The organism is Paenibacillus baimaensis, assembly GCF_025567575.1.
Genome location: NZ_JAOQIO010000124.1, coordinates 1 through 24,631, shown reverse-complemented (window position 1 = coordinate 24,631; position 24,631 = coordinate 1). Strand labels below are relative to the sequence as shown.

Sequence of the window (24,631 nt, the reverse complement as noted above, 5' to 3'; positions counted from 1 at the left end):
CGCAGGAATTATTACACAAACGGTTTGTTAATTAATCAACAACGTGATTATAATTAAATTATAGATACATCCCATAGGGATACAATATGGAGTTATGATCGATTTGATGTTTATACATCACTTTGCTCATTAATGCCTATAACTTCACAAAATTGTTGCAGTAAGGGAGCCGCTTATGCCTAAGAAAATCGATCTGCGTGTTATCAAAACGAGAGAGCTGATCCGCCGCGCATTTCTGGAGCTTATTGTGGAAAAGGGCTACGAAGCCATAACCATTCAGGACATCGCCGAGCGTTCCATGACGAACCGTAATACCTTTTACCTTCACTATACAGATAAAAAGGATCTTCTCGAAATCGTCACGGACGAAGTGCTGGATGAGCTTACGATCAAACTTACCGCCGTTATTGCCAATGAAACCGATCAGTTGTCCAAGTCGCAGGCTATTATCCGTACCGTGTTTGAGCATGTGCTGGAGCATTCCGTATTTTCCAAGGCCATGCTCGGCAAGCATGAAGTACCGCGCTTTCATGATAAAATGAAACAGATCATTCATCACATTTTTCACCAAGTGTTAAACCAGATTTCAGCACAGACACCGGATTCTAAGAGAGTCCCCAACGATTTTCTGGAAAATTGCCTGTCGTCTCTGTATATTGGCACGATTGTATGGTGGGTGGAGCATGATTTTCATTATTCGGCTGAACAGATGACAGTGATCATGTCTGAAGTAATTACAAAAGGCCCGATTCAAGCTGCGGGATTCCTTGGGAGTGAGCAGGTTTAAGAAAAATGGTTTCAGATGCATTGAGGATTGTATAGGGTGTGGGAGTATAGTATAATTTAACGAAAGGATAAAGGAGGCGAGTCCAATGAGCGTGGAAATCGATATGCTGGATACATCCATGGATCAGGAGCAGGAATGCTGCTCGCATGAAGAAACAGGACGGAAAAGCCATCATTCCGATAAAGTGAAAAGCAGCCTGACCAACCGATTGAATCGAATTGAGGGTCAGATCCGCGGAATTAAAGGCTTGATTGAAAAGGATACGTATTGTGACGATGTTCTGAATCAAATCGCCTCCGTTCAGTCAGCCTTGAATGGAGTAGGCAAGCTCTTATTGGAGCATCATATGAAAAGCTGTGTCGTCGAACGCATCAAGGAAGGCGATACGGAAGTAATAAACGAGCTCATGACTACGGTGAACAAGTTGATGAAATAAACATGCATATACAATCAAGCAGCAGAGCATGCTGCTTTTTCTATCGGTAATAATATAGGATACAGGGGTATAGTAAAATGTTGTTGACTATATATAGGGTGAGGGGGTATACTGTGGTTTAGACGATCGTTGACAAAGAGTACTAAGGTTCAAGGGCAGATTAGGTAAAAATTTATAATCATACAAAATGGATAAGATGAAGGGATGAGGAATTATGAACAACACTACATTGCAAGTAAAAGGAATGAGCTGCCAGCACTGTGTAAATTCCATTGAAGGGGCTTTGAAGGAAATTGGTGCCTCGGGAAAAGTTGATCTGAAGAACAACACGGTTGATGTGACCTATGATAACCAACTCACTATTGAACGTATAAAAGAAGCTATCGAGGAGCAAGGCTACGACGTCCTGTAATCCATCGTTAGAGGCAAGGGAGTGAACGATTATGGTATCTGGTGTGACTGAGACCGATAAACAAGCGACTTTACCCATCACGGGCATGACCTGTGCAGCATGTGCGAATCGCATTGAGAAGGGTTTAAATAAACTCGAAGGTGTAACCTCTACCAATGTCAACTTCGCGCTGGAAAAAGCAAGTGTAACCTATGATCCAGCACGAATTGGTGTCAGTAACATGGAAGAAACAATCAAGAAGCTAGGCTACGACACACTCAAAGAGGTTGCCCATTTTAAGCTGGAAGGCATGACCTGTGCGGCTTGCGCGAACCGAATTGAAAAAGGACTTGGCAAGCTGCCAGGCGTGACGGATGCATCTGTCAATTTTGCTATGGAAACTGCACGTGTACAATACTCACCAGGTGAAATCAGCATCACCGAGATGCAAAATAAGGTCAAGCAGCTGGGTTACAGAGCGACTACAGAGCAGGAAAATGTAAATAGGGGAGATCACCGCAAGAAAGAAGTGCGACATCAACAACGTAAGTTGCTCATTTCGGCGCTGCTCTCATTACCCCTTTTATGGAGCATGGTGGCCCATTTTTCGTTCACATCCTGGATCTACATGCCCGAAATTCTTATGAATCCCTGGTTTCAGCTTATCTTGGCCACACCTGTTCAATTTTATGTCGGCAAACCGTTTTATGTGGGTGCTTATAAAGCATTGCGCAATGGCAGTGCCAATATGGACGTCTTGGTCTCACTCGGTACTTCGGCTGCTTATTTCTATAGCCTATATCTTACGATCAACTGGTTCATCGGGGGCGGAAATGTACATCACGGCCCCTCCTTGTATTATGAAACGAGCTCTATATTGATTACGCTGGTCATTATGGGTAAATTGTTCGAATCCCTCGCCAAAAGCCGGACCTCGGAAGCGATCAAGTCTTTGATGGGACTGCAAGCGAAGACCGCGTTGGTCGTGCGGGACGGTCAAGAAATTACGATACCGGTGGATGAAGTCATAGCTGGCGATATTGTGCAAGTCCGTCCCGGTGACAAAGTGCCCGTAGATGGCGTGGTGCTGGAAGGTCTCTCATCGGTGGATGAATCCATGCTGACCGGTGAAAGCCTTCCTGTTGAAAAGAAAATCGGTGACGCTGTGATTGGAGCCACCATCAACAAAAACGGCATGCTGCGGATTAAAGCCACGAAAGTCGGCAAAGACACAGCACTCGCACAGATTATTAAAGTCGTAGAAGAAGCACAGGGCTCCAAAGCGCCGATTCAAAGGGTTGCCGATGTGATTTCCGGGATATTTGTCCCTATTGTCGTCGGTATAGCGATTGCCGCCTTCCTGGTCTGGTATTTCTTCGTGACGCCTGGCGATTTTGCCGGTGCCTTGGAAAAAGCAATTGCAATTCTCGTCATCGCATGTCCTTGTGCACTTGGTCTGGCTACTCCAACCTCGATTATGGCGGGGTCCGGGCGCGCGGCAGAGCTTGGGATCTTGTTCAAAGGGGGCGAGCATCTGGAGCAAACCCATAAGATTGATGCGATTATTCTTGATAAAACGGGTACCGTCACTAAAGGGAAACCTGAGCTTACGGATGTTATGACTGATGGTGACGAATTGGAATTTCTCAGACTCGTAGGCGCAGCGGAGGTCAATTCCGAACATCCGCTTGCTGAGGCGATTGTGGCAGGTATCCGGGATCGCAATATTGAGCTGCAGGGGACGGAATCCTTTGAAGCGATTCCTGGCTTTGGGATCAAAGCTGTGGCAGAAGGCAGAGAGCTGTTAATTGGCACTCGCCGCTTGATGGAACAATACGAGGTGGATGCCAAGCATGCTTACGATACGATGGCTAGCTTGGAAGAAGCTGGAAAAACAACAATGCTTGTCGCCATTGATCGCCAATATGCAGGTATGGTTGCAGTAGCGGATACGATCAAAGAAACCTCGAAAGCCGCGGTCGGCCGCCTGAAGGAAATGGGTATTGAGGTCATCATGATTACAGGGGACAACGAGCGGACTGCGAAGGCAATCGCTGCTCAAGTCGGGATCGATCATGTGCTCGCAGAAGTGCTTCCGGAAGGAAAAGCGCAAGAAGTGAAAAAGCTGCAAGAGCAGGGCAGGATCGTCGCCATGGTTGGAGATGGAATTAATGATGCGCCGGCGCTCGCAACAGCGAACATCGGTATGGCCATCGGTACAGGTACGGATGTAGCTATGGAGGCGGCGGATGTGACGCTCATGCGCGGTGATTTATCGAGCATTCCTGATGCAATCTATATGAGTCGCAAAACGATGAGCAACATCAAACAAAATTTATTTTGGGCGCTTGGCTACAACACACTCGGAATACCAATTGCAGCGCTTGGTTTATTGGCACCATGGGTGGCAGGCGCGGCGATGGCTTTAAGTTCGGTTTCAGTTGTTCTCAATGCACTTAGGCTGCAGCGTGTAAAAGTGCGTCACTAGTCCTTTTTGGAAAGAATGGAGCGTTTAAGATGAATAAAAAAATGATCCTTTTTTTAAGTGTACTTGCCCTCGGTTTGTTGTCTGCCTGCGGTAACGCCAACAATAATACACACTTGTCGGGTCATGAGACTGACAATAAACAAGGGGATGCACAGCAGCACGCAAGCAGTCAAGGCGGGCATAACATGAGCCAATCCATGGTATCTGATAACGTTAAAGCATTGTTTACGTTTGCTCCAACAACTGTGAAAGCAAACGAGCAAACCGAGCTGACCATTCAAATTAATGGGAAAGACGGGAAGCCTGTAAACGAGTTTAATCTGAATCATGAGAAATTACTTCATCTTATTGTCGTCAATCATGATTTGTCGTTCTTTAATCACATTCATCCTGAGTACAAAGGAAGCGGCAAGTTTACGATCAGTACTTCTTTTCCAGCAGGCGGTGACTACAAATTATTTGCTGATTTTATACCAACCAATGGGTCCAGCACAACGCTAAGCGAACGAATTCAGGTAGAAGGTAAGAGTGGGGATCATGCAGCTATTGCAGCCGACGCCAAGCTTGTCAAAGAGACGGACGGTAAAGAAATAGAACTCGCATTAAGCAGCACCAAACCCAAGGAAGAAGTAACCCTTACGTTCAATATTCGGGATGCCCTGACGAAGAAGGGTGTTAATAATCTGCAGCCTTATTTGGGGGCTGTAGGCCACGTTGTTATCTTATCGGCTGATGCGGAGCAATATATTCATGTTCACCCGATTGACGAAAAGTCAACTGGCCCCCAAGCCCAGTTCGCAACCTCTTTTCCGAATAGCGGCATTTATAAGCTATGGGCACAGTTTCAACATAACAACAAAGTCATCACCGTACCTTTTGTCGTTGATATCAAGTAACACCATCATGCTGGCTCATAATCGAATATAAGATGTACCCCAAATCCCTGTAACATCTTATGATGTATGGGGATTTTATTTGATTTGCCAGTGCTCTCTGAAATTTCTTTCACAGATTCAAGTGATCCATATCACAGATAAATAATCCCATAAGCGGTATGGTTAGGTAGACCTACTCCAAATTACACTCGACATACAACCTCAGACCTAACCATTACGTTTGAATTTATTGGGAGGCTTGCTTATGTGCTTTGAAATACAGGAAAGTGACCATCAAATAAACGTCATTCTAAGCGGATTTATCAGCGTTAATGAAGCTACCTCCATCAGGCAAAAATTGTTTCCACTCCTGCAACAACGATTTCACAGTATCACTTTCCAGCTTGGGAACGTTACGGAAATGGACAGCTCTGGGCTTGGTCTCATGCTGGCCGTACAGAAGATCGCCACAGATTATAATGCCAGTATTACGTATACAAACGTGTCTGAACCATTAAAAGCTCGTCTTCACATGGCTGGTATATCGTTGTAACGAATGGGCGCTGCTGCAGAGAGGGGTCTACTTAATGAATATAGATGAACGACATACAGATGCCCTTTGGGATAAACTGGTAGCTAACAATCTTGTACTACCTTATGCCCGTATATTTCAAGATTCGCAGGAAGCGATTATCATCACGGATCGCCATTCACGGATCGTAATCGTTAATCCTGCTTTCGTATCCATTACCGGTTATAGTGAGTCAGAAGTCATCGGGCAAAGACCGAGTCTATTGAAATCCGGTCGTCAGGATTCGGCATTTTATGTCAACATGTGGGCTTCCATACATAGGGACGGAAAGTGGCAGGGGGAGATTTGGAACCGCAGAAAAAACGGGGAGATTTATCCCGAGTGGCTCTCCATTCATTCTGTAAAAGACGAGAACGGGATTTTGCTCCATTACGTCGGGATGTTTTCGGATATTACCCATCGCAAACATACGATTTCCAAGCTTCGTCTGCATGCGCAAGTGTTCAGCAATTCCAGCGAGGGGATTATGATTACGGACAAACAACTCAAAATTTTATCCGTCAATCAAGCCTTTACCACAATGACTGGATACACAGAAGAGGAAGCTGCCGGCCATACACCTCGACTGCTTCACTCTGGATTGCAGAATCAATTTTTTTACATCAAAATGTGGGAAACCATTCACACGACCGGACTTTGGGAAGGTGAAATTTGGAACAAAAGAAAGAACGGAGAAATATACCCCGAATGGCTGTCCATAACGACCCTGCGTAATGAAACGGGAGCGATCACGAATTATATCGGAATGTTCACGGATATTACGGAACGTAAGCAATCCGAGGAGCACCTGAAATATTTGGCCCATTTTGATAAGTTAACAGGGCTGCCTAACCGAACCCTGCTCAGCGAATTAGTTAATGCAGCTATTACAAAGACAGTGCAAACAAACCAGAAGCTGGCGATATTTTTTATCGATCTCGATCGGTTCAAGATGGTCAATGACTCTTTGGGACACAATATTGGGGATAAGCTGCTCCAGCAGGTCGCTGATCGTCTGAGCTCAGTCGTAAGAATAAACGATATCGTGTCCCGGTTGGGAGGTGATGAGTTTATTATCGTTTTGCAGGATTTGCAGGAGCAAGAAGAAGCGAGACAAATCGCCATGCATCTTATTTCCAGTATCAATAAACCTTTCTGGGTTGACGATAATGAGCTTTATATTAACGCTAGTATAGGCATCTGCATGTACCCGACACATGGGGGCGATTTTGACACCCTGCTTAAGCATGCCGATTTAGCTATGTACCAAGCTAAACTCCAAAAGGGTGGATACCAGTTCTTTAATGAAAGCATCCTCAGCACCTTTCTGCGTAAGCTGGATCTGGAGAATGAGCTAAGGTGGGCAATCGCCAGGAATCAGTTGACCCTCCATTATCAGCCGCAGGTTAATGCACTAACCGGTGTCCTCGAAGGTATGGAAGCATTGTTACGGTGGAATCATCCCACGCTGGGTTCTGTCCCACCCGCAGAATTTATTCCTATAGCGGAGGAGACAGGTGTCATTATGGAGATCGATAAATGGGTATTGAAGGAGGTCTGCGCCCAGCTCAATCGTTGGCTTACTGCATCGTTGACTGTACCATCGATTGCTGTTAATTTATCAGCCAGGCAGTTTCTTGCGCCAGACTTAGCAACAAGCATTCGCGATATTGTAATCGAGACGTGCTGCGACCCGCAGCAAATCGTAATTGAAATAACGGAAAGCAGCAGCATGCACGATATGGAATCGGTGCTACATATTTTGCGCGAGATCAAGTCGTTTGGTTTCCAGATTGCGATAGATGATTTTGGAAAAGGTTATTCGGCGCTCGGGTATATGAAGCTGTTCCCGATAGATATTCTGAAGATTGATAAGAGCTTTGTTCAGGAGCTGACCAGCGATTCGAAAAGCCTGGTTATTACAAAAGCTATTATCGATATGTCACATGGTATGAAGCTGCGGGTCATCGCTGAGGGAGTTGAGACCATGGAGCAAATGGAATGCTTGCAGACTATGAAATGCGACCTTGTACAAGGTTATGTAATTGATCGGCCAATGTCTTGTGAGCAGCTCGAAGCACGTTACTTAAGGGAAGTCTGTTCGAAGTGACCGGACGATTCGCATTCACAACCGATGTGGTTTAACCGAACCAAACGAGAATGCATACCATCATTAACAGACCCACAATAAACGAGAATGTGGCTGCTTTTTCATGCCCATGTCCGTGTGTCTCCGGGATTAATTCTTTATATACGATGAATAGCATTGCACCGGCGGCAAAGGAAAGTCCATAAGGAATCAGCTTTGAAAAGGAAGACGTCAGATGAGCGCCGAGGAGACAGGCTAGCCATTCAATTGAACCCGTGAGTACAGCTAATCCAATCGCGGTGCTTCGTCGTATTCCTTGATTCGTCAGAAATAAGGCAATCAGTAGACCTTCCGGGGCATTTTGCAGGCCGATGGAAAGGGCCACCACATTACCTAAGCCCTCAACCTGACTGGCATAGCTGACTCCTATGGATAAACCCTCAGGCAGATTATGCAGTGACATAGCGACAACAAGAAGGAAGGACTTGGAGTCCAACTGCACACCGGATTTGGCATGTTCGATATCTGCATGTGGCAGGTATTCCTCCAGTACACCAAGGGAAGCAACGCCTAACAGAACGCCACAGCATAATACGAACAGATTGGAAAGCTTTAATGCAGTTGGCATTAAACCATAGACGGAAGCTGCAACCATAATGCCCGCTGTCAAAGCCAGCAAAATGTCCATATGGCGATGGGACAGCCGCTTGAATAGAAGGACAGGCAGCGCGCCTATTCCGGTGGAAACTGCAGAAAGAAAACCCCCAAGCATCATCTCATTCATGTAAACCCTCCACGCAATCCATCCATTCTTATTTTTAGGTATATGTACAACCTGTAAAATTAGAATTGCAGCCTATGAGCAGTTAATCTCATGAAAAAAGATGCAGGCGCACGTAAGGGTGCGACCTACATCTCGATGAAAGTTGAGGGTTATTAAAATAAGGAAATGTTGTACTCTTCAATTTTACGATATAAAGTCGTTCGTCCAATTTTCAAATGACTGGCGGCCTTGCTAAGATTCCATTCCGTGGCTTTGAGCGCCTTCTTGATCGCTGTGATCTCCGCATCTTTTAAAGTGTGTAAGTGGTCATCACCCGATTCTGCCTGAACGAACCCATCGGTTTGTTCAAGCATCAGATGCTCAGCATCGATAGCCCGTCCTTCAGCCAGCAAAATGGCTTGCATGAGAATGCCGTTAAGCTCTCTGATATTGCCCGGCCAGCTGTAGGCAAGCAATTTATGCTGCGCTGCTTCTGTTAGCACAGGACATGGGGTAGCATGTTTTTGGAGTAAATGAACAGCTAACAGTATCACATCACTTCGTTCCCGCAATGCTGGCAGCGCAATGTGTATTCCTTTCAAACGGTAGTACAGATCGGCACGGAATCGGCCTGCCTTTACTTCAGCGGCTAAATCCTTGTTCGTGGCTGAAACGATTCTCACATCAATTGCTTTACTTTTCGCGCTGCCTACCGGGGTAATGACACCTTCCTGCAGCACTCTTAATAAGGCAGCCTGTGCCCGAAGCGGCATGTCACCAATCTCATCCAGGAAAATAGTACCCTTATGGGCAGCCTCGAATTTCCCTGTATTGCCGTCCTTGTTTGCGCCTGTGAAGGCACCGCGGGCGTATCCAAACAATTCGCTCTCAATGAGACTGTCCGGTATCGCACTGCAATTCAGGGCGATGAATGGCCCCACATAACGCAAGCTGGCCGTATGAATCGATTGTGCGAACAATTCCTTGCCCACACCGCTTTCACCCAGCAATAAGATCGGATAGTCGGTTGCAGCCGCCTTATAGGCCAGCTCCTTCTTCTGCAGGATAGTTGGGCACGTACCGATAATTTCTTTAAACGTATACAAATGCTGTTCATCTTCCGCCTGCTTGCGAATAGAGATGGATTGCCACAGCTTTTGATGTTCATTATGAATCGTTTCAACGGAGAAGCCTTCCATTTTCGTAAATTCCTTGCCAATCGCATCATGACCAACAATTCGGATGGCCGCATAATTTGCTCGCAGGATTCGATTATCCCGACTGAGTGTGAGCAGCGGCAAAGGATGATGTTGAGCTGTATGCTCAAGTTCTTTTAAGGTAATGAGATGCTCTTTCTTCGATTCCTCCAGCAGCATTTTGTTCTGCAAGGAAGCGGCGGCCAGACAGGCAAGGGGAAACGTATAGGCGTGGTAATGCTCCTGCTTGCCACTAATATTGATGACACCGATCAACTCACCGATGGAATTGAAGATCGGAGCCGAAGCGCAGGTCAAGAAGTGATTGGAGTTAAAATAATGCTCTTCAGCATGCACTCGAACAGGTTTTCTCTCTGTAAGGGCTACCCCGATCGCATTCGTTCCTTTTCTTTCTTCAGCCCAGTTGGCTCCCACTTGTAATTGAACAGCTGACGCCCGACGCGAGAAATCAACATCTCCCACCGTATGAATGATCGTTCCTTCTGCATCGATTAGCAGCGCAATCTGACCGGATTGCTTGATGCTGGCGTGCATCTGATCGAATACCTGCTCTGCGTAATGGATGGTTTGCTCGTTATTTCTTAATAAAGTATGAATACGACTTTCGGTTAAGATGGCATCGTCTACAGGGTCGCTTGGCTTTAAACCCAACTCATGACAACGCTTCCATGAAGATGCCGCTGATTCTGATAAAAAGTTATTTTCCACTGAAAACACAATGAACACCCCCAACGAAATTGGTATCCTCCATCGATCATACCATAGTTGCTTTCATTCATGTTAGCTGTAAGAAAGAATGTTCCAAAATGGAACAACACCTTTGTATCAAAAAGGAACAGCTTCAATATAGCGCTTACAAAATGGTTGTTTTGACAGCGCCAAACCAATTGGCACGATTATTGCTTGTATATAAATTGTAATTTATTATAGGGAGGCTGAGCGATATGATTTATGAACAACCAGGTCACAACGGTTCCAAAGTTACATTTAAAAAACGGTATGAGAATTTTATTGGAGGTCAGTGGGTTGCACCTGTTAAGGGTCAATACTTTGACAATCCGTCACCTGTCAATAACCGTGTATTTTGCGAGGTTCCCCGCTCGACATCCGAGGATATCGAATTGGCTTTGGATGCGGCGCATGCGGCGAAAGATGCATGGGGCCGCACATCCGTTGCGGAGCGTGCCGTCATCTTGAACAAGATTGCCGACCGGCTTGAAGCGAATCTGGAAATGCTGGCCGTAGCCGAAACCTGGGATAATGGCAAGCCGGTTAGAGAAACGCTCGCGGCCGATCTTCCGCTTGCTATCGATCATTTTCGTTATTTTGCAGGCAGCATTCGCGCTCAGGAGGGTACGCTCAGTCAACTGGATGACCATACGGTAGCCTACCATTTTATTGAACCATTAGGGGTCGTTGGTCAAATTATTCCTTGGAATTTCCCGCTGCTGATGGCAACCTGGAAGCTTGCTCCGGCTCTTGCAGCCGGGAATGTAGTCGTCATGAAGCCCGCTGAGCAAACGCCTGCATCTATTCTGGTGTTGACTGAGCTTATTCAAGATCTGCTGCCGCCTGGCGTGCTTAACATTGTCAATGGCTTCGGACTTGAAGCAGGTAAACCGCTTGCCTCGAGCAGCCGAATTTCAAAAATTGCTTTTACTGGCGAGACGACGACAGGCCGCTTGATCATGCAGTATGCTTCACAGAACCTGATTCCAGTCACCTTGGAGCTGGGTGGCAAGTCGCCGAATATTTTTTTCAAGGATGTACTCGCAGAGGATGACGCCTTCTTTAATAAAGCACTCGAAGGCTTCGCAATGTTTGCCCTAAACCAAGGGGAAGTGTGCACCAGCCCGTCACGCGCATTAATTCAGGAATCGATTTATGATCAATTTATGGAAAGAGCCTTGAAGCGTGTCGCGGCCATTAAGCAAGGCAATCCATTGGATACAGACACGATGCTTGGGGCTCAAGCCTCCACCGAGCAGGTTGAGAAAATTATGAGCTATATCCATATCGGTGCAGAGGAAGGTGCGGAATGTCTGATCGGAGGTAATCGGGCAACAGTTGAAGGAGATATTTCTGAAGGCTACTATATTCAGCCGACGATTCTCAAGGGACATAACAAGATGAGAATTTTTCAGGAGGAGATCTTTGGACCCGTCCTCTCCGTCACGACGTTCAAGGATCAGGAGGAGGCGCTTGCTATCGCCAATGACACGCTTTATGGACTCGGCTCCGGTGTGTGGACTCGGGACATGAATACAGCCTACCGGATGGGCCGCGGCATTCAAGCTGGCCGTGTATGGACTAACTGCTACCATGCTTATCCTGCCCATGCAGCCTTCGGCGGTTACAAGAGCTCAGGCATTGGCCGCGAGAATCACAAAATGATGCTTTCGCACTACCAGCAAACGAAAAATTTGCTTGTCAGCTACAGTCCCGACGCGCTTGGTTTCTTCTGAGAGAGCTACAACATGGCGATGGGAGTGAACAAGGTTATTGCTACCGATACGGCATTGGAGCTGATCGAGACGATCAAGGCCAAACATGGGCCTGTCATGTTCCATCAATCCGGAGGCTGCTGCGACGGCAGCTCTCCAATGTGCTACGCACAGGGAGACTTCATCATTGGCGACAGTGATGTGTGGCTGGGTGACATCGGCGATGCGCCCTTTTATATGAGTAAAGCCCAGTACGAGTATTGGCAGTATACTCAGCTCATTATCGATGTGGTGCCAGGCAGAGGCGGGATGTTCTCGCTTGAGGGTCCGGAAGGCCGCCGTTTTCTGACTCGCTCCAGGATATTCACTGAGGAGGAGCGTCGTATGCTGGGTCTGTAGGTTATTATACCAAGCATCAGAAGCCCTGTTTCCTTTCTATTGAAGGGAGCAGGGTGTATTTGTGTTTCATTTAAGAAGTGAATGTTTTGTCATGAATACGTGCAAACTTTGGAAGAACAGAATCGACCAAGCACGTAAGGAGTGACGATGGGTGAAGGATCAATTGATGATGCAATCGATTCGCAAGCATGCACAGCCTTTTGTTAAAGAAGAAAGCCTGAAAGTGCTCATCGATCGAGTGGGTGATGCCAAATATGTGCTCCTTGGTGAAGCGTCACATGGAACCTCGGAGTTTTATACTGTTCGTGCTGAGCTATCCAAACGTTTAATTACAGAAAAAGGATTTCGATTTATTGCGGTTGAAGGCGATTGGCCTTCATGCTACACGTTGAACCGATACGTTAAGGGGTATTCGGATGCCGGAGTGGAGGCGAGGGAAGCATTAAAGGACTTCAATCGTTGGCCTGCCTGGATGTGGGCTAACCGGGAAATCCTTGAGCTTGCCGAATGGCTGCGTCAATATAACGAGGACAAACCGGACCATGCAAAAGTCGGCTTTTACGGGATTGATGTGTACAGTCTGTGGGAATCCATGAGTGAAATTGTTAAGTATCTCGGTACGAAGGACAGTGCAGATCTGGAGCTCGCTAAGCGGGCTTTTGAGTGCTTTGAGCCGTTTGGTCGGGACGAGCAATCGTATGGCGCATCAGCATCTCTATTTGGGGAAGGCTGCGAGGACGAGGTGGTCGAACTTTTGCGCGAGCTGCAGGATAAGTGGAAGGATGTCCATCCGCAGGATCAGGAGAACGCACTCAGTGCTGAGCTGAACGCATTGGCTGTTAAGGGGGCAGAGGCCTATTACCGAACCATGATTCGCCATGATGCTGAGTCATGGAATGTCAGGGACCGACACATGGTCGAAGCGCTGGAGAAGCTGATGGAGTTTCACGGAGAAGCTGCCCGTACTCTTGTGTGGGAACATAATACCCATATTGGGGATGCGCGTGCGACAGACATGGCTGATGACGGAATGGTCAACGTGGGCCAGCTGCTGAGGGAGAAACATGGTAGTGACGTATACGCTATCGGCTTTGGTACCTATCAGGGTACGGTTATAGCAGGCATGGCTTGGGGGGCGCAGCCAGAGGAGATGAATGTGCCACCTGCTATTGTGAATAGCTGGGAGGAATTGTTGCACCGAGAAGGAGCGGAGGATAAGCTGCTATTGTTCGATAAATCAGAAAACGTTTTGGATGAGACATTGATCGGACACCGAGCCATTGGCGTCGTGTATCACCCGGAGCGGGAAAGGGGAAATTATGTTCCTACAATCATTTCGAAGCGTTATGACGCGTTTATTTATATCGATGAGACGAAAGCGTTGACTCCCATATATAGCTTTGCAGCCTACGTAGAAATGTGATCAATTCATTCATAATCAGTTGTCTACGACTACAGCCTCTGCATGATTGGGGGCTGTTTGTCTGTTTAATAAGGTTTCATTATGGGAAGCGAACCTCAGAACGATATGCTATACTCATGCCATGGGCCCCGAACCCAACAAGATTTGGAATTAAAAGGGGAAAAGAATAGATGGCTGATAAGAGCAATTACTTAACTACCGGGCAAATGGCCAAGCGAACGGGTCTGACTGTAAGGACTTTAAGATATTATGACCAGATTGGTTTGTTAAGCCCTTCGCCGAACGTTGATCCTTCTAAACGTATGTATAGCAAACAGGATATGATCAGGTTACAAAAAATACAGACCTTAAAATATATTGGGTTGTCCCTCCAGGAAATCACCAAATTACTTAATGATTCTTCATTGCTTGAACAAGATTTACGGAGTTCACTGGCTTTGCAAAAAGAAATCATGCTGCAAAAAACAGCGCATATGAAATATGTAGTAAGAGCAATCAGTGAGGCGATGGACTTATTAGACGAACAAAAGGCTGATGTGGACTGGGGAGGCTTGGCGGATCTCATTCAAATTGTACATACAGAAAAGGACTGGGCAGAGCAATACCTGACTGCATACCGACTGCAAGCAAGGATCGAGCTGTACGACAAATTCAGTGCCAATACTATCGGTTGGCATCATTGGTTCTTCGAACATTTAAGGAATCAACCTGATTTGAAAATATTAGAGCTTGGTTGTGGGAATGGCACCTTATGGGCTAGAAATATAAATCGAATTCCTGAGTCCTGGAATATTACGCTCACCGACCTGTCTGCTGGTATGCTGGATGAAGCTCGTAAGCACATAGACGAGTCTGATAATCGATTTAAATACCTGATAGCAGATGCCCAGAGTATTCCATTTCATAATGAACAATTTGACATCGTGATCGCTAACCATATGTTATATCATGTGTCGGATATTCCTAAAGCACTATCTGAAATATACAGGGTCATGAAGTCCGATGCCGTATTGTACGCTTCAACTATGAGTAAGAGCCACTTGCGGGAAATCGAGCACATTGCCAACGCATTCGATCCCCATATACAGGTGTTAGATCCGGTTATGGAAAGGTTTGAGTTTGATAATGGAAATGATATGCTTGAAGGTTTGTTCTCAGAAATCAAGCTGATCCGGTATGAGGATGAAATGATTGTTGACCAAATTCAGCCACTTCTCAATTACATCACCTCAACACCTATGAATGCCAGAAGCATTTTGACCGGAGTCAAATTGGAGAAATTCAAGTCCTTTTTACAGGTTATACTTGATCGTGACGGCAGCATTCATATATCCAAAGATACGGGTTTTTTCCAGGTCAAGAAAAAAGCTTGAAGGTGACGTAACGTAACCCTATATAATCGAAAAAGATCAGGCATCCAAATGATCTATCAGATTTCAGGGAGGTTAAGTCGTGAATCAACAGATCCGAATCGTTAAAGAGGAAATTTTATCCGATAACTGGTATGTACTCAAGAAAATCACCTTCATGCGGCCCAACAAAGAAGGTAGCTGGAAAACCCAAGCCAGAGAAGCCTACGACCGAGGAAATGGAGCTATGATCCTGCTATACAATCGTGAGAAGCGAACCGTAATTCTTACCCGACAATTTCGGATGCCAACTTATGTGAATGGGAATGAAACCGGACTTTTAATTGAATCGTGTGCAGGCTTGTTGGATAAAGAAAATGCGGAGAATTGCATTATTCGGGAAACGGAGGAGGAAACAGGATATCGGGTAACGAGTATACAAAAAATCGGTGAAGCTTACATGTCACCAGGTTCTGTTACCGAGATGCTGTATTTTTATACTGCCGAATATGCAGATCATATGCGAGTTGGCGATGGAGGCGGCCTGGAGGAGGAACAAGAAAACATCGAAGTGTTAGAATACCCGTTTGCGGAAGCTATTAACATGGTGAAAAATGGTGAAATCAAGGATGCAAAAACGGTCATGCTGCTGCAGCACGCTCAGATTAACAGGTTATTGGAACCCCCAAAAGCACAGCATATTCTAATTGCCGGTCCTTATCGCTCAGGAACTGGAGATGACCCCCGTCTGATTGAGCATAACGTTAGCTTGATGAACAATATGGCCCTTGACGTATATGAGAAAGGCCATTTGCCCGTATTAGGCGAGTGGTATGCGCTGCCTTTGATCGAGAAAGCGGGCTCACTTGCAATAGGTGACGATATATTTAACCGGATCTTTCATCCTTCATCCATCCGGCTGTTACAATGCTGTGATGCGGTGCTTCGAATTGGCGGACCCTCACAAGGTGCTGATGAGATGGTAAGGATCGCGATGGAAAAAGGAAAGATCATTTATCAAGATATTTCGGAAATCTCTTCAATTAAATAAAATGTACATATCAAACCAGACTTTCAGCCTTTGGGGCCGGAGGTCTGGTTTGATGTGCGGATTTCACGCTATCTAAAAAACTTATTATTTCAATAATCTAAGAAATTCTCTCATAAATCCAGGCAGATCCGGCCAGGCATGTCCTGAAACAATATTGCCATCTACCTGCAAAGTCTCAGAGGAGTAGATCGCACCCAGGTTTTCCACATCCGGACGGCAAGCTGTATAGGCAGTCATGGTCTTGCCTTCAAAATATTGATTGCTTTTCAGGGCATTAAGTACTAGAACGGCGTGGCATATAGCACCAACCGGTTTATTAGCTTCAAAAAAGTGACTGACGATCCGTGGAATATTTTCATTCAGTCGGATGTATTCAGGAGCGCGGCCGCCTGGGATAATAAGACCGTCATATTCAGTCGGATCTACTTGATCAAAGGCTATGTGCGATTCCAATTGATATCCCGGCTTCTCTGTATAAGTGTCCCAGCCCTCAAAATCATGAACGACGGTCCGCAGCACTTTTTTCGTTGGCGAGGCAATGACAGCTTCGTAACCTTCTTCCAGAACGCGATAGTAAGGGTAATAAATTTCTAATGATTCCACGGCATCTCCAGTGATGAAAAGGACCTTTTTAGACATTCAATCACTCCTGAAACAAATTTGGGTATTTATCCCATATGCTAATTGTATCGAACATTTGTCTCTTGTAAAGAGGGACTTATCCCACAGTGAATATTAATCGACAGTAAGTGGGAACATGATAGAAACCTGTATTGAACTAGAGATAAGGAATGGTGTTCATGGTTTCATTCTTGATCACGTTTATGCGATTGATAAACGGCATTTGGAAAAATATTTACAATGATTTATATCGTGGTCGGAACCGGATTGTTTGTGGGTTTGATGTTTCATGTAGCCCGTGCGATATTAAATCGACAGGAAGATAACAGTACAACGGATAAATGATAAAGTCGCGGTTTCAACTCGATAAAGAATCGGGTACCGACGACTTTTCTTTTTGTCATTCCTCAATGAAACGGAGCGAGTGATCGGAAAGGTTCGATTGTTAAGTACGTCCTCTCTTGACATGAGTGAGATAATTGATTAGTATGTTTCATATACCTATAGGGGTATATGTATATAATATAAAATGTGGAGGTAATAAGGATGTCAGTAATTCATGTAGATCAGACACTGGATTGTAGAGGGCTTGCTTGTCCGATGCCTATCGTCAAAACCAAAAAAGCAATGAGTGCTATTCATTCGGGTCAAGTTATAGAGGTTCTAGCAACGGATAAAGGTTCATTAGCTGATTTTCAAGCATGGGCTTCAAATACGGGACATCAGTATCTGGGGACTGTTCACGAAGGTAACGTTTTGAAGCATTTTATTCGAAAGGCGAACCCAGATGAGGTTAAAGAGGAGCTGAAGTATATGCATACTGTAACCAATGGAGAGCTGTTGAGACGGATAGAGGCCAATGAAAAACTAACAGTTATAGATGTGCGTGAACCGGCAGAATACGCTTTTAACCGGATTCCAGGAGCCGTTTCCATACCATTTGGTGATTTGGAACAACGATGGGATGAGTTAGATCCGAATCAGACTTTTTATATGATTTGCCGTACCGGAAATCGAAGTGATCGGGCATGTCAACTGCTGGCTGATAAAGGATTTACAGCTGTAGCCAATGTGTTAAACGGGATGTCCGATTGGAGTGGACCGACAGAAAGTAATCAATGAACCCATTTTCAAAAGTACGCCCACAGAAAGGTTGTCAGTTGAAAGGGGACTTATCTATATGTTAACTACATCACAAATACAGCCAATGACTGCCAAAGAATTAACTCGATTCATCATAAATAAGCAAGATTTATTTATTCTTGATGTTCGAAACGAAATTGATTTTAACAATTGGAAAATTGAAGGTAAGGGTATTGAGGTCATTAATATTCCGTATTTTGATTTGTTGGATGGTGTGGATGCTGCACTTGAACAAATCCCGGTTGGGAAGAAGGTTCTGGTCGTTTGTGCCAAGGAAGGGTCATCCATATTTGTCGCTCAACAAATCATCGAAGCCGGGCGATCCGAAATCTTTTATCTTGAAGGTGGCATGAAGTCCTGGAGTGAGCATTTGGAGCCTGTGAAAGTTGGGGATCTTACTGATGGCGGTTCGATCTACCAGTTTATTCGCATTGGCAAAGGGTGTCTCTCCTACATGATTATTTCTCATGGTGAAGCAGCCGTTGTGGATACGGCCAGAATGACCGAAGTTTATGAAAGCTTTGCCCAAGAACAGCATGTTCAGATTAGACACACCCTGGATACCCATCTCCATGCCGACCATATTTCTGGTGGTCGTTTATTAGCGGAACAAGTGGGAGCCACCTATTGGTTACCGCCCAAAGACGCAACTGAAGTGAAGTATAATTATGAAAGGCTTGAAGAAGGTCTGGTTATTCCTGTTGGAAACACCCAAATCGATATCCAGCCCATATACTCTCCGGGCCATACCATTGGCAGCACCTCCTTCATTGTGGATGGAAGATACTTACTTACAGGCGATATTTTATTTATCGAGTCCATAGGCCGTCCAGACTTAGCTGGTAAAGCGGAGGATTGGGTAGGAGATCTTCACGATACTTTATACAACCGTTACAAAGAACTACCCGATGATTTGATCGTCCTGCCCGCGCACTTTGGCAAGATTTCCGAGCTTGGTGCAAACGGAAGTGCTTCTGCCAGCTTGGCTGAGCTGTATCTCAACAATCCGGGATTAAATATACAAAATGAGGCCGAATTCAGGTATCAGGTAACGAAGCATTTACCGCCGCAGCCTCATGCATATCAAGAAATACGTCAAACGAACATGGGGAAAATGGAGCCGAGTGAGGAAGAGCAGCGTGACATGGAGATGGGACCAAACCGCTGTGCGATTCACGACAAATAAACACGAACCTTCATTACACCTCCCTTAGCTCAACCTATGTGAAAAAGGGGATATAGAACATGGATAATAATAAAGAAAGAACCACAATTGTGTTATTCAGCGGCGAATTGGATAAGGCGATAGCTGCCTTTATTATAGCGAACGGTGCTGCAGCTTATGATCATGATGTGACGATTTTCTTTACCTTTTGGGGGTTAAACACGCTACGTAAAGATGAAATTGTAAACACGCAAAAGGGTATTCTTGAAAAAGCATTTGGTTGGATGATGCCGAGGGGAGCCAATAAATTAGGTTTGTCAAAAATGAATTTTGCAGGTATGGGTCCGCAGATGATTAAACACGTAATGAAAAAACATAATGCCCTGTCACTGCCGCAGCTGATTGAGTTGGCACAAGAGCAAGGTGTAAAGCTGGTTGCTTGTACGATGACCATGGATCTCCTTGGTTTACAGCAGGAAGAATTACTGGATGGATTAGAATATGCAGGAGTGGCTGCTTATCTGGGAGATGCCAGCCACGCAAAAGTGAATCTGTTTATTTGATATTGGCTAATTGCATTTTTTTATTTATAATATACCTATACAGGTATGAGTTTAAAGAAAGGATGTGCGATGAATATGGAATACAATTATACCGAGGATATGAAAAAACGGTTGAGAAGAATTGAAGGCCAGGTGCGCGGGGTTCTGCGATTAATGGAAGAAGGTAAAACCTGCAAGGAAGTCGTGAGCCAGTTATCTGCGGTAAGAAATGCATCGGACAAGGCTTTAGCACAAATTGTCGCTGTTAATTTGCAGCAATGCTTGCTGGAAGAACAGGCCGCAGGAAGAGATACGAGCAAGCTCGTTCAAGAAGCAGTTGAGCTGCTGGTCAAAAGTCGTTAAATTGTTGCCATTCATATATGTAATTAGTGATCAGGGAGGATCTTCGATGACTGTTGTTGTACTGCTTCTAATCATTAGCGCTTTATGGATTATTCGAATGGTTCGTCCCGTGAAAGGATTGGCTTTCGTCGATTCCAAGGTATTATCCAGTCCATCGGAAGCCATGACAATGAAAATTCTAGATGTTCGGGATGCAGCCGATTACCGCAATTGCCATATACCGAGCTCGATCAATATATCCATAGGCCGTTTGCCTTTTGTGTGGAAACAAGAGCTTTCACCCAATGAGTCTATCCTTATCGTGTCTGAGAGTCCTTACAAAAGTAAAAAAGCTGCGCGTCTATTGAAAAAACAAGGCTTTGACCAATTATATGCACTACGAAACATGAATTGCGCATAGTAAAGTGAAGTCGAGAAAGGTACAGTCACTCACGAAAAGTGGGGGGACAGTACCTTTTTTTTCTGGAGGGGAAGAAGCCGGTTTTCCTTTTATATGTAAAATCATGACTATGAATCTCTGAAAAAAACTATATATTCCTTGACAGGAATATTCCATTTCAAGTATATTTAAAGTATCAAATTTAAGGAGGAAAATAACTTGTCAAATGAACATGCAACCAACAAAATGACAACGAAGATCGAAGGCCGGGAGCTGGTACTGGAACGTACCTTTGACGCGCCGCGCAAGCTTGTGTTTCAGGCATTTTCAGAGGCTGAGCATTTAAAGCACTGGTGGGGCCCAAAAGGCTGGTCGCTTCCGGTGTGCAACATTGATTTCAGACCCGGAGGCGTCTGGCACTACTGTATGAAATGCACAGATGAGAGTCAGGAATATTATGGCCAAGAATCTTGGGGCAAAGCCGTCTACAAAGAAATCATCGCGCCGGAGAGGATCGTCTACGTCGATTCCTTCTCGGATGCGGAAGGCAACACGGTAGCGGATATGCCGGAGACGCTAATCACGATGACCTTTATCGAGCAGGAAGGCAAAACTACAATTATTAGCCGCGCTGAATACGCATCGGCCGAAGCCGTCAAAACCGTCCTTGATATGGGTATGATCCAGGGAATAACAGAAACTTACGATAACCTGGAGCGCCATCTGAATGATATCCAAAAGTGACTGTAAGAGAAAGGCTATCTGGCTTTGATGCCGGCCATTGAAAAAGTTCCATAGATGCAAGAAAGGTACAGTCACTCACGAAAAATGGGGAGACTGTACCTTTTTTGTTCGGTATAATTAAACCTGAAGAATAAGGACACATTGGGTGGGCGGACCTTATTTTTGTTATGGAGAAAAAACATTTAAGAAGGTTAAAGGATAAATTCAGTATAGAGATTTCACAAAAAAGGGTCATTTGTTTAGATATCCTTGACGACTTTAACTTTATGGATCAGGATTTAATTGAAATTCTTGAGTCAAGAGTCCAAGAATACATAGAAATATAAAAAATGCTGCTCCAATACAGGTTAGCGCGAGAATTGAATTTTGACATGGAATCGGACTTTAAGTACCATGACGAATAAAGGAATTAAGGGAGGCAGTTTGATGGGCAATACTTTACGTATATTGGCAATATCGGGAAGTCTACGCGAAAAGTCTTCCAATACAGCTTTAATGAAGGCCATTATTGCATTATCCTCGGGGGACATTCAATTTACCATTTATGGTGGGCTGGGCGATCTACCGCATTTTAACCCTGATCTCGATCTCGACGATGGACCCTCTTCAGTACAAGAGCTGAGGTTACAGCTGAAGGAAGCGGAGGGTGTGCTTATATGTACACCTGAGTATGGTAACGGTGTTCCAGGTGTGTTAAAAAATGCTCTGGACTGGCTCGTATCTTCAGGCGAGTTTATGAATAAACCTACAGCAGTCATCAGTGCTTCACCAACACCTATGGGTGGTGATAAGGCACATGCTTCGCTCCTGCTTACTCTCAATATGATCAACGCTGAGATTATTGAAGGGGGCACGATGATGATACCGCACATCACTTTGAAATTAAATAAAGAAGGCGTTATTACCGATTCTGAAACGAAGCAGAGGCTGCTAGCCGTGCTAAAAGCGCTTGAGAAGGCTTGCCTATAATCCATATGGTTATACTATCTGCGCTGCGGCTGAACGGACCACAATAAAAGACATGATTTGGTGGAATCAATGCTAAGGGTAGTTTAAGATTAAATCTTTTATTATATATTTATGGTAATATATGGTTATATAATCATATATGGGGGAGGCGTGTTATAATATCAAAAAATTCATGTTAGGTATAATCTTTGGGTTATGTTTATCCCTTGGTTCTGATGATCGTAAGAAAGAGATCCGCATTGAACAAAAGGCATGGAGCCCAATTCAATAAGAATAACAAGAGTTATCGCCTAAGAATCAGAAAGCGACATGATGAATAAATGCTATCTGAAAGGAGGGTTACCGTTCTGAAGATCAGCTTCGTGCAGAATTTAAACGATAAAATTTGGCTCCGTGCAAAGTCTGAACTATGAACAACGGCGGTTGTTTGTATGGAGCAAGAAATAGCTAGCCGCCTAATGTTTTTGTAAGTTGTTAATTGTTTGTAGTAAAGACTTTGTACCCTTAAAAATATCAAATTTTTTTTAAGGAGCAGAGCTATTTTGAAATATGTAAACGCTGAAACCATCTTACCGCAAGAGCTATTAAACGAGATACAGAAGTATATACATGGTGTCATACTTTATATCCCAAACCCTGAAGGAATGCATAAGAAATGGGGCGAAAATTCAGGGGGCAGACAATATTTTAACGCTCGGAATGAAGAGATCCGTGGAAAGTTTTCAAAAGGTGTTTCTATTGATCAACTTTCAGATCTATTTTGTCTTTCCAGTTATAGTATTAAAAAAATCATTTACTCAAAAAAATAAGATTATTAAAAAGTCGCATCGGAGTATCCTGATGTGATTTTTTATGTAATGTATAATTTCTAGTCGATTATTATACATTTAAATACTTCTGACTTTGTTATAATAAAATTCATCACGAGGGATGGGGGGATTTAGTGGATAACAGTAAGGTAAAAACAATTTGGAATAATTGGTCTGAAACATGGTATCAAAGATATAGAACAGATGAAGCGATTTTGAAAATAATTAACAATCCTGAGTCAGCATTCCATCATACTACATATTCAATGATCAAAAAGGCATTGCCAAATTTGCAAGGAAAGAAAATATGTGTCCCTTCTAGTGGTGACAACCATGCTGTTTTTGCTTTTCATTTAATGGGTGCAAAAGTAACATCATGCGACATATCGGAAAGACAGTTGGAACATAGCTCATCCATAGCACAAAAATACGGTTGGGATATTGAATTTATCTGCGATGATACAATGAAGCTCAGCAAAATTAAAAGCGGTCAATTTGATTTTGTATATACATCTAATGGAGTCCATGTATGGATTAACGATTTAAACTCAATGTATAAAAATATCCAAAGAATTCTTAAAAACGATGGTGTTTATATCATGTATGAGGTACATCCTTATACGCGTCCCTTCGGAAATGATACCGACAAATTAACTATTGTGAAGCCATATGATTCGGTCGGACCATTCATAATAGAAGAGGTACCCAGATATACTTGGCGTTTACAGGATATAACAAACGCTATTGCTTCAACAGGATTTGGTATAAAGCATATCGAAGAAATGTATGCAGAAGATGGTTCATATTGGGTTGATGAATCAGCAGTTGAAAGAGACTCACTCTCAAAACAAGCGCTGGATAATCTATGCAACTGGAAAATGAACCCCTTGGCCGCTCTTCCTCAGTGGTTATCGCTATATGCAGTTAAATAACGTTATCCAACGAAACCAATACCAACTAGCAAAAGTGAGGATGAATATGAATATAGTTCTTATAGGTATGTCTGGAGCTGGTAAAAGCACTTTAGGTGTGTTGCTTGCAAAAGCTTTAGGAATGGATTACGTGGATACAGATATTGTCATACAACAACAAGAAGGTAGGTTGTTACAAGATATAATTGATAATGATGGTATCGAAAAATTTATGGAAGTCGAAGAACAAATTGTGTCGGGATTGAAGCTGAAAAATTGCATTATATCAACTGGTGGAAGTGTTATATATTCAGAAAAAGCTATGAATGCCCTTAAACAGGGTGGACAGATTGTTTATTTACATGTCCCATATGAAGAAATTAAAAGAAGACTAATCAACATAACTACCAGAGGCATTGTAATAAAGAAAGGAAATAGTCTTAAAGACGTTTACGAGGAAAGAGTTCCTCTATATGTTAAGTATAGTGATACAACTCTTGATTGCTCAAATAAGGATATAGAATGTTGTGTTAGTGAAATTATAGAGAAAATACAAGAAAGTGAATGAAACAATATTTGCCCCGAAGGAGAATTTGAACTTTGTGTTCGTGGCTGAAGATACTGAGTAATTACGAACGAAGATAGATAGTGGAGGAGTTTGCCGTGAGAGGTATACGAGCATTTATATTATCAAAAGCCCAG

At 44.1% G+C, this 24,631-nt stretch carries 25 protein-coding genes; 22 read left to right on the top strand and 3 right to left on the bottom strand.

Annotation, left to right across the window (positions count from 1 at the left end):
- The first annotated feature begins 175 nt into the window (after positions 1–175).
- The 7 genes from OB236_RS36460 to OB236_RS36430 all read left to right on the top strand — a co-directional run bounded on the left by OB236_RS36460 (position 176) and on the right by OB236_RS36430 (position 7,658).
- Positions 176–787, top strand: a complete 612-nt coding sequence (locus tag OB236_RS36460) for a TetR/AcrR family transcriptional regulator (RefSeq protein WP_262688423.1) — start codon at positions 176–178, stop codon at positions 785–787.
- A gap of 118 nt (positions 788–905) precedes the next feature.
- A complete protein-coding gene (locus tag OB236_RS36455) occupies positions 906–1,223 on the top strand; it encodes a metal-sensitive transcriptional regulator (RefSeq protein WP_144026373.1) in 318 nt (105 codons plus the stop codon).
- A gap of 214 nt (positions 1,224–1,437) precedes the next feature.
- Positions 1,438–1,635 carry a copper ion binding protein gene (locus OB236_RS36450; protein WP_262688422.1) on the top strand — a complete coding sequence of 66 codons (198 nt, stop codon included), beginning with the start codon at positions 1,438–1,440 and terminating at the stop codon, positions 1,633–1,635.
- Positions 1,636–1,666: 31 nt separating this feature from the next.
- Positions 1,667–4,102, top strand: coding sequence for a heavy metal translocating P-type ATPase (locus OB236_RS36445; protein WP_262688421.1), 2,436 nt, complete (start codon positions 1,667–1,669; stop codon positions 4,100–4,102).
- Positions 4,103–4,131: 29 nt separating this feature from the next.
- Entirely contained in the window at positions 4,132–4,998 is an 867-nt protein-coding gene (locus OB236_RS36440) for a hypothetical protein (protein ID WP_262688420.1), read from the top strand.
- 244 nt (positions 4,999–5,242) lie between these two features.
- Positions 5,243–5,530 carry an STAS domain-containing protein gene (locus tag OB236_RS36435; protein WP_262688419.1) on the top strand — a complete coding sequence of 96 codons (288 nt, stop codon included), beginning with the start codon at positions 5,243–5,245 and terminating at the stop codon, positions 5,528–5,530.
- Positions 5,531–5,564: 34 nt separating this feature from the next.
- A complete protein-coding gene (locus tag OB236_RS36430) occupies positions 5,565–7,658 on the top strand; it encodes a sensor domain-containing protein (protein WP_262688418.1) in 2,094 nt (697 codons plus the stop codon).
- A 31-nt stretch (positions 7,659–7,689) separates the two neighbouring features.
- Here OB236_RS36430 and OB236_RS36425 read toward each other — a convergent pair whose 3' ends face one another.
- Together OB236_RS36425 and OB236_RS36420 are read right to left on the bottom strand one after the other, a co-directional pair.
- Positions 7,690–8,421 carry a ZIP family metal transporter gene (locus OB236_RS36425; RefSeq protein WP_262688417.1) on the bottom strand — a complete coding sequence of 244 codons (732 nt, stop codon included), beginning with the start codon at positions 8,419–8,421 and terminating at the stop codon, positions 7,690–7,692.
- Between the two features lie 152 nt (positions 8,422–8,573).
- A complete protein-coding gene (locus OB236_RS36420) occupies positions 8,574–10,334 on the bottom strand; it encodes a sigma-54-dependent Fis family transcriptional regulator (RefSeq protein ID WP_262688416.1) in 1,761 nt (586 codons plus the stop codon).
- A 227-nt stretch (positions 10,335–10,561) separates the two neighbouring features.
- Between OB236_RS36420 and adh the strand changes: the two genes are divergently transcribed.
- From adh to nudK, 5 genes are all read left to right on the top strand, one after another.
- Positions 10,562–12,082 (top strand): aldehyde dehydrogenase, encoded by a 1,521-nt coding sequence (gene adh, locus OB236_RS36415; protein ID WP_262688415.1) that lies wholly within the window; start codon positions 10,562–10,564, stop codon positions 12,080–12,082.
- Between the two features lie 12 nt (positions 12,083–12,094).
- A complete protein-coding gene (locus tag OB236_RS36410; RefSeq protein ID WP_408638560.1) occupies positions 12,095–12,460 on the top strand; it encodes a DUF779 domain-containing protein in 366 nt (121 codons plus the stop codon).
- A 166-nt stretch (positions 12,461–12,626) separates the two neighbouring features.
- Positions 12,627–13,883, top strand: a complete 1,257-nt coding sequence (locus OB236_RS36405) for an erythromycin esterase family protein (protein ID WP_262688802.1) — start codon at positions 12,627–12,629, stop codon at positions 13,881–13,883.
- A 170-nt stretch (positions 13,884–14,053) separates the two neighbouring features.
- Entirely contained in the window at positions 14,054–15,256 is a 1,203-nt protein-coding gene (locus OB236_RS36400) for a MerR family transcriptional regulator (RefSeq protein ID WP_262688414.1), read from the top strand.
- Positions 15,257–15,335: 79 nt separating this feature from the next.
- Complete coding sequence (nudK, locus tag OB236_RS36395) at positions 15,336–16,283, top strand: GDP-mannose pyrophosphatase NudK (RefSeq protein ID WP_262688413.1); 948 nt, start codon at positions 15,336–15,338, stop codon at positions 16,281–16,283.
- Positions 16,284–16,367: 84 nt separating this feature from the next.
- Here the strand turns inward: nudK and OB236_RS36390 are convergent, their stop codons facing one another.
- The gene (locus OB236_RS36390) at positions 16,368–16,922 is read right to left on the bottom strand and encodes a DJ-1/PfpI family protein (RefSeq protein WP_076228825.1); all 555 of its coding nucleotides are present in this window, start codon (positions 16,920–16,922) and stop codon (positions 16,368–16,370) included.
- 528 nt (positions 16,923–17,450) lie between these two features.
- Between OB236_RS36390 and OB236_RS36385 the strand changes: the two genes are divergently transcribed.
- The 10 genes from OB236_RS36385 to OB236_RS36340 all read left to right on the top strand — a co-directional run bounded on the left by OB236_RS36385 (position 17,451) and on the right by OB236_RS36340 (position 24,497).
- Positions 17,451–18,026, top strand: a complete 576-nt coding sequence (locus OB236_RS36385; RefSeq protein ID WP_262688412.1) for a sulfurtransferase TusA family protein — start codon at positions 17,451–17,453, stop codon at positions 18,024–18,026.
- A 58-nt stretch (positions 18,027–18,084) separates the two neighbouring features.
- Entirely contained in the window at positions 18,085–19,233 is a 1,149-nt protein-coding gene (locus OB236_RS36380) for an MBL fold metallo-hydrolase (RefSeq protein WP_262688411.1), read from the top strand.
- A 59-nt stretch (positions 19,234–19,292) separates the two neighbouring features.
- Positions 19,293–19,775, top strand: coding sequence for a DsrE/DsrF/DrsH-like family protein (locus tag OB236_RS36375; RefSeq protein ID WP_076228828.1), 483 nt, complete (start codon positions 19,293–19,295; stop codon positions 19,773–19,775).
- A gap of 75 nt (positions 19,776–19,850) precedes the next feature.
- A complete protein-coding gene (locus tag OB236_RS36370) occupies positions 19,851–20,117 on the top strand; it encodes a metal-sensitive transcriptional regulator (RefSeq protein ID WP_076228829.1) in 267 nt (88 codons plus the stop codon).
- Positions 20,118–20,163: 46 nt separating this feature from the next.
- The gene (locus OB236_RS36365; RefSeq protein WP_076228830.1) at positions 20,164–20,517 is read left to right on the top strand and encodes a rhodanese-like domain-containing protein; all 354 of its coding nucleotides are present in this window, start codon (positions 20,164–20,166) and stop codon (positions 20,515–20,517) included.
- Between the two features lie 225 nt (positions 20,518–20,742).
- Positions 20,743–21,240, top strand: a complete 498-nt coding sequence (locus tag OB236_RS36360; protein WP_262688801.1) for an SRPBCC domain-containing protein — start codon at positions 20,743–20,745, stop codon at positions 21,238–21,240.
- A gap of 426 nt (positions 21,241–21,666) precedes the next feature.
- Positions 21,667–22,209: an NADPH-dependent FMN reductase gene (locus tag OB236_RS36355; protein WP_262688410.1), complete on the top strand. Its 543-nt coding sequence runs from the start codon at positions 21,667–21,669 to the stop codon at positions 22,207–22,209.
- A 542-nt stretch (positions 22,210–22,751) separates the two neighbouring features.
- Entirely contained in the window at positions 22,752–23,018 is a 267-nt protein-coding gene (locus OB236_RS36350) for a CD3324 family protein (protein ID WP_262688409.1), read from the top strand.
- Between the two features lie 134 nt (positions 23,019–23,152).
- The gene (locus OB236_RS36345; protein WP_262688408.1) at positions 23,153–23,950 is read left to right on the top strand and encodes a class I SAM-dependent methyltransferase; all 798 of its coding nucleotides are present in this window, start codon (positions 23,153–23,155) and stop codon (positions 23,948–23,950) included.
- Between the two features lie 46 nt (positions 23,951–23,996).
- Positions 23,997–24,497, top strand: a complete 501-nt coding sequence (locus OB236_RS36340) for a shikimate kinase (RefSeq protein WP_262688407.1) — start codon at positions 23,997–23,999, stop codon at positions 24,495–24,497.
- Positions 24,498–24,631: the final 134 nt, after the last annotated feature.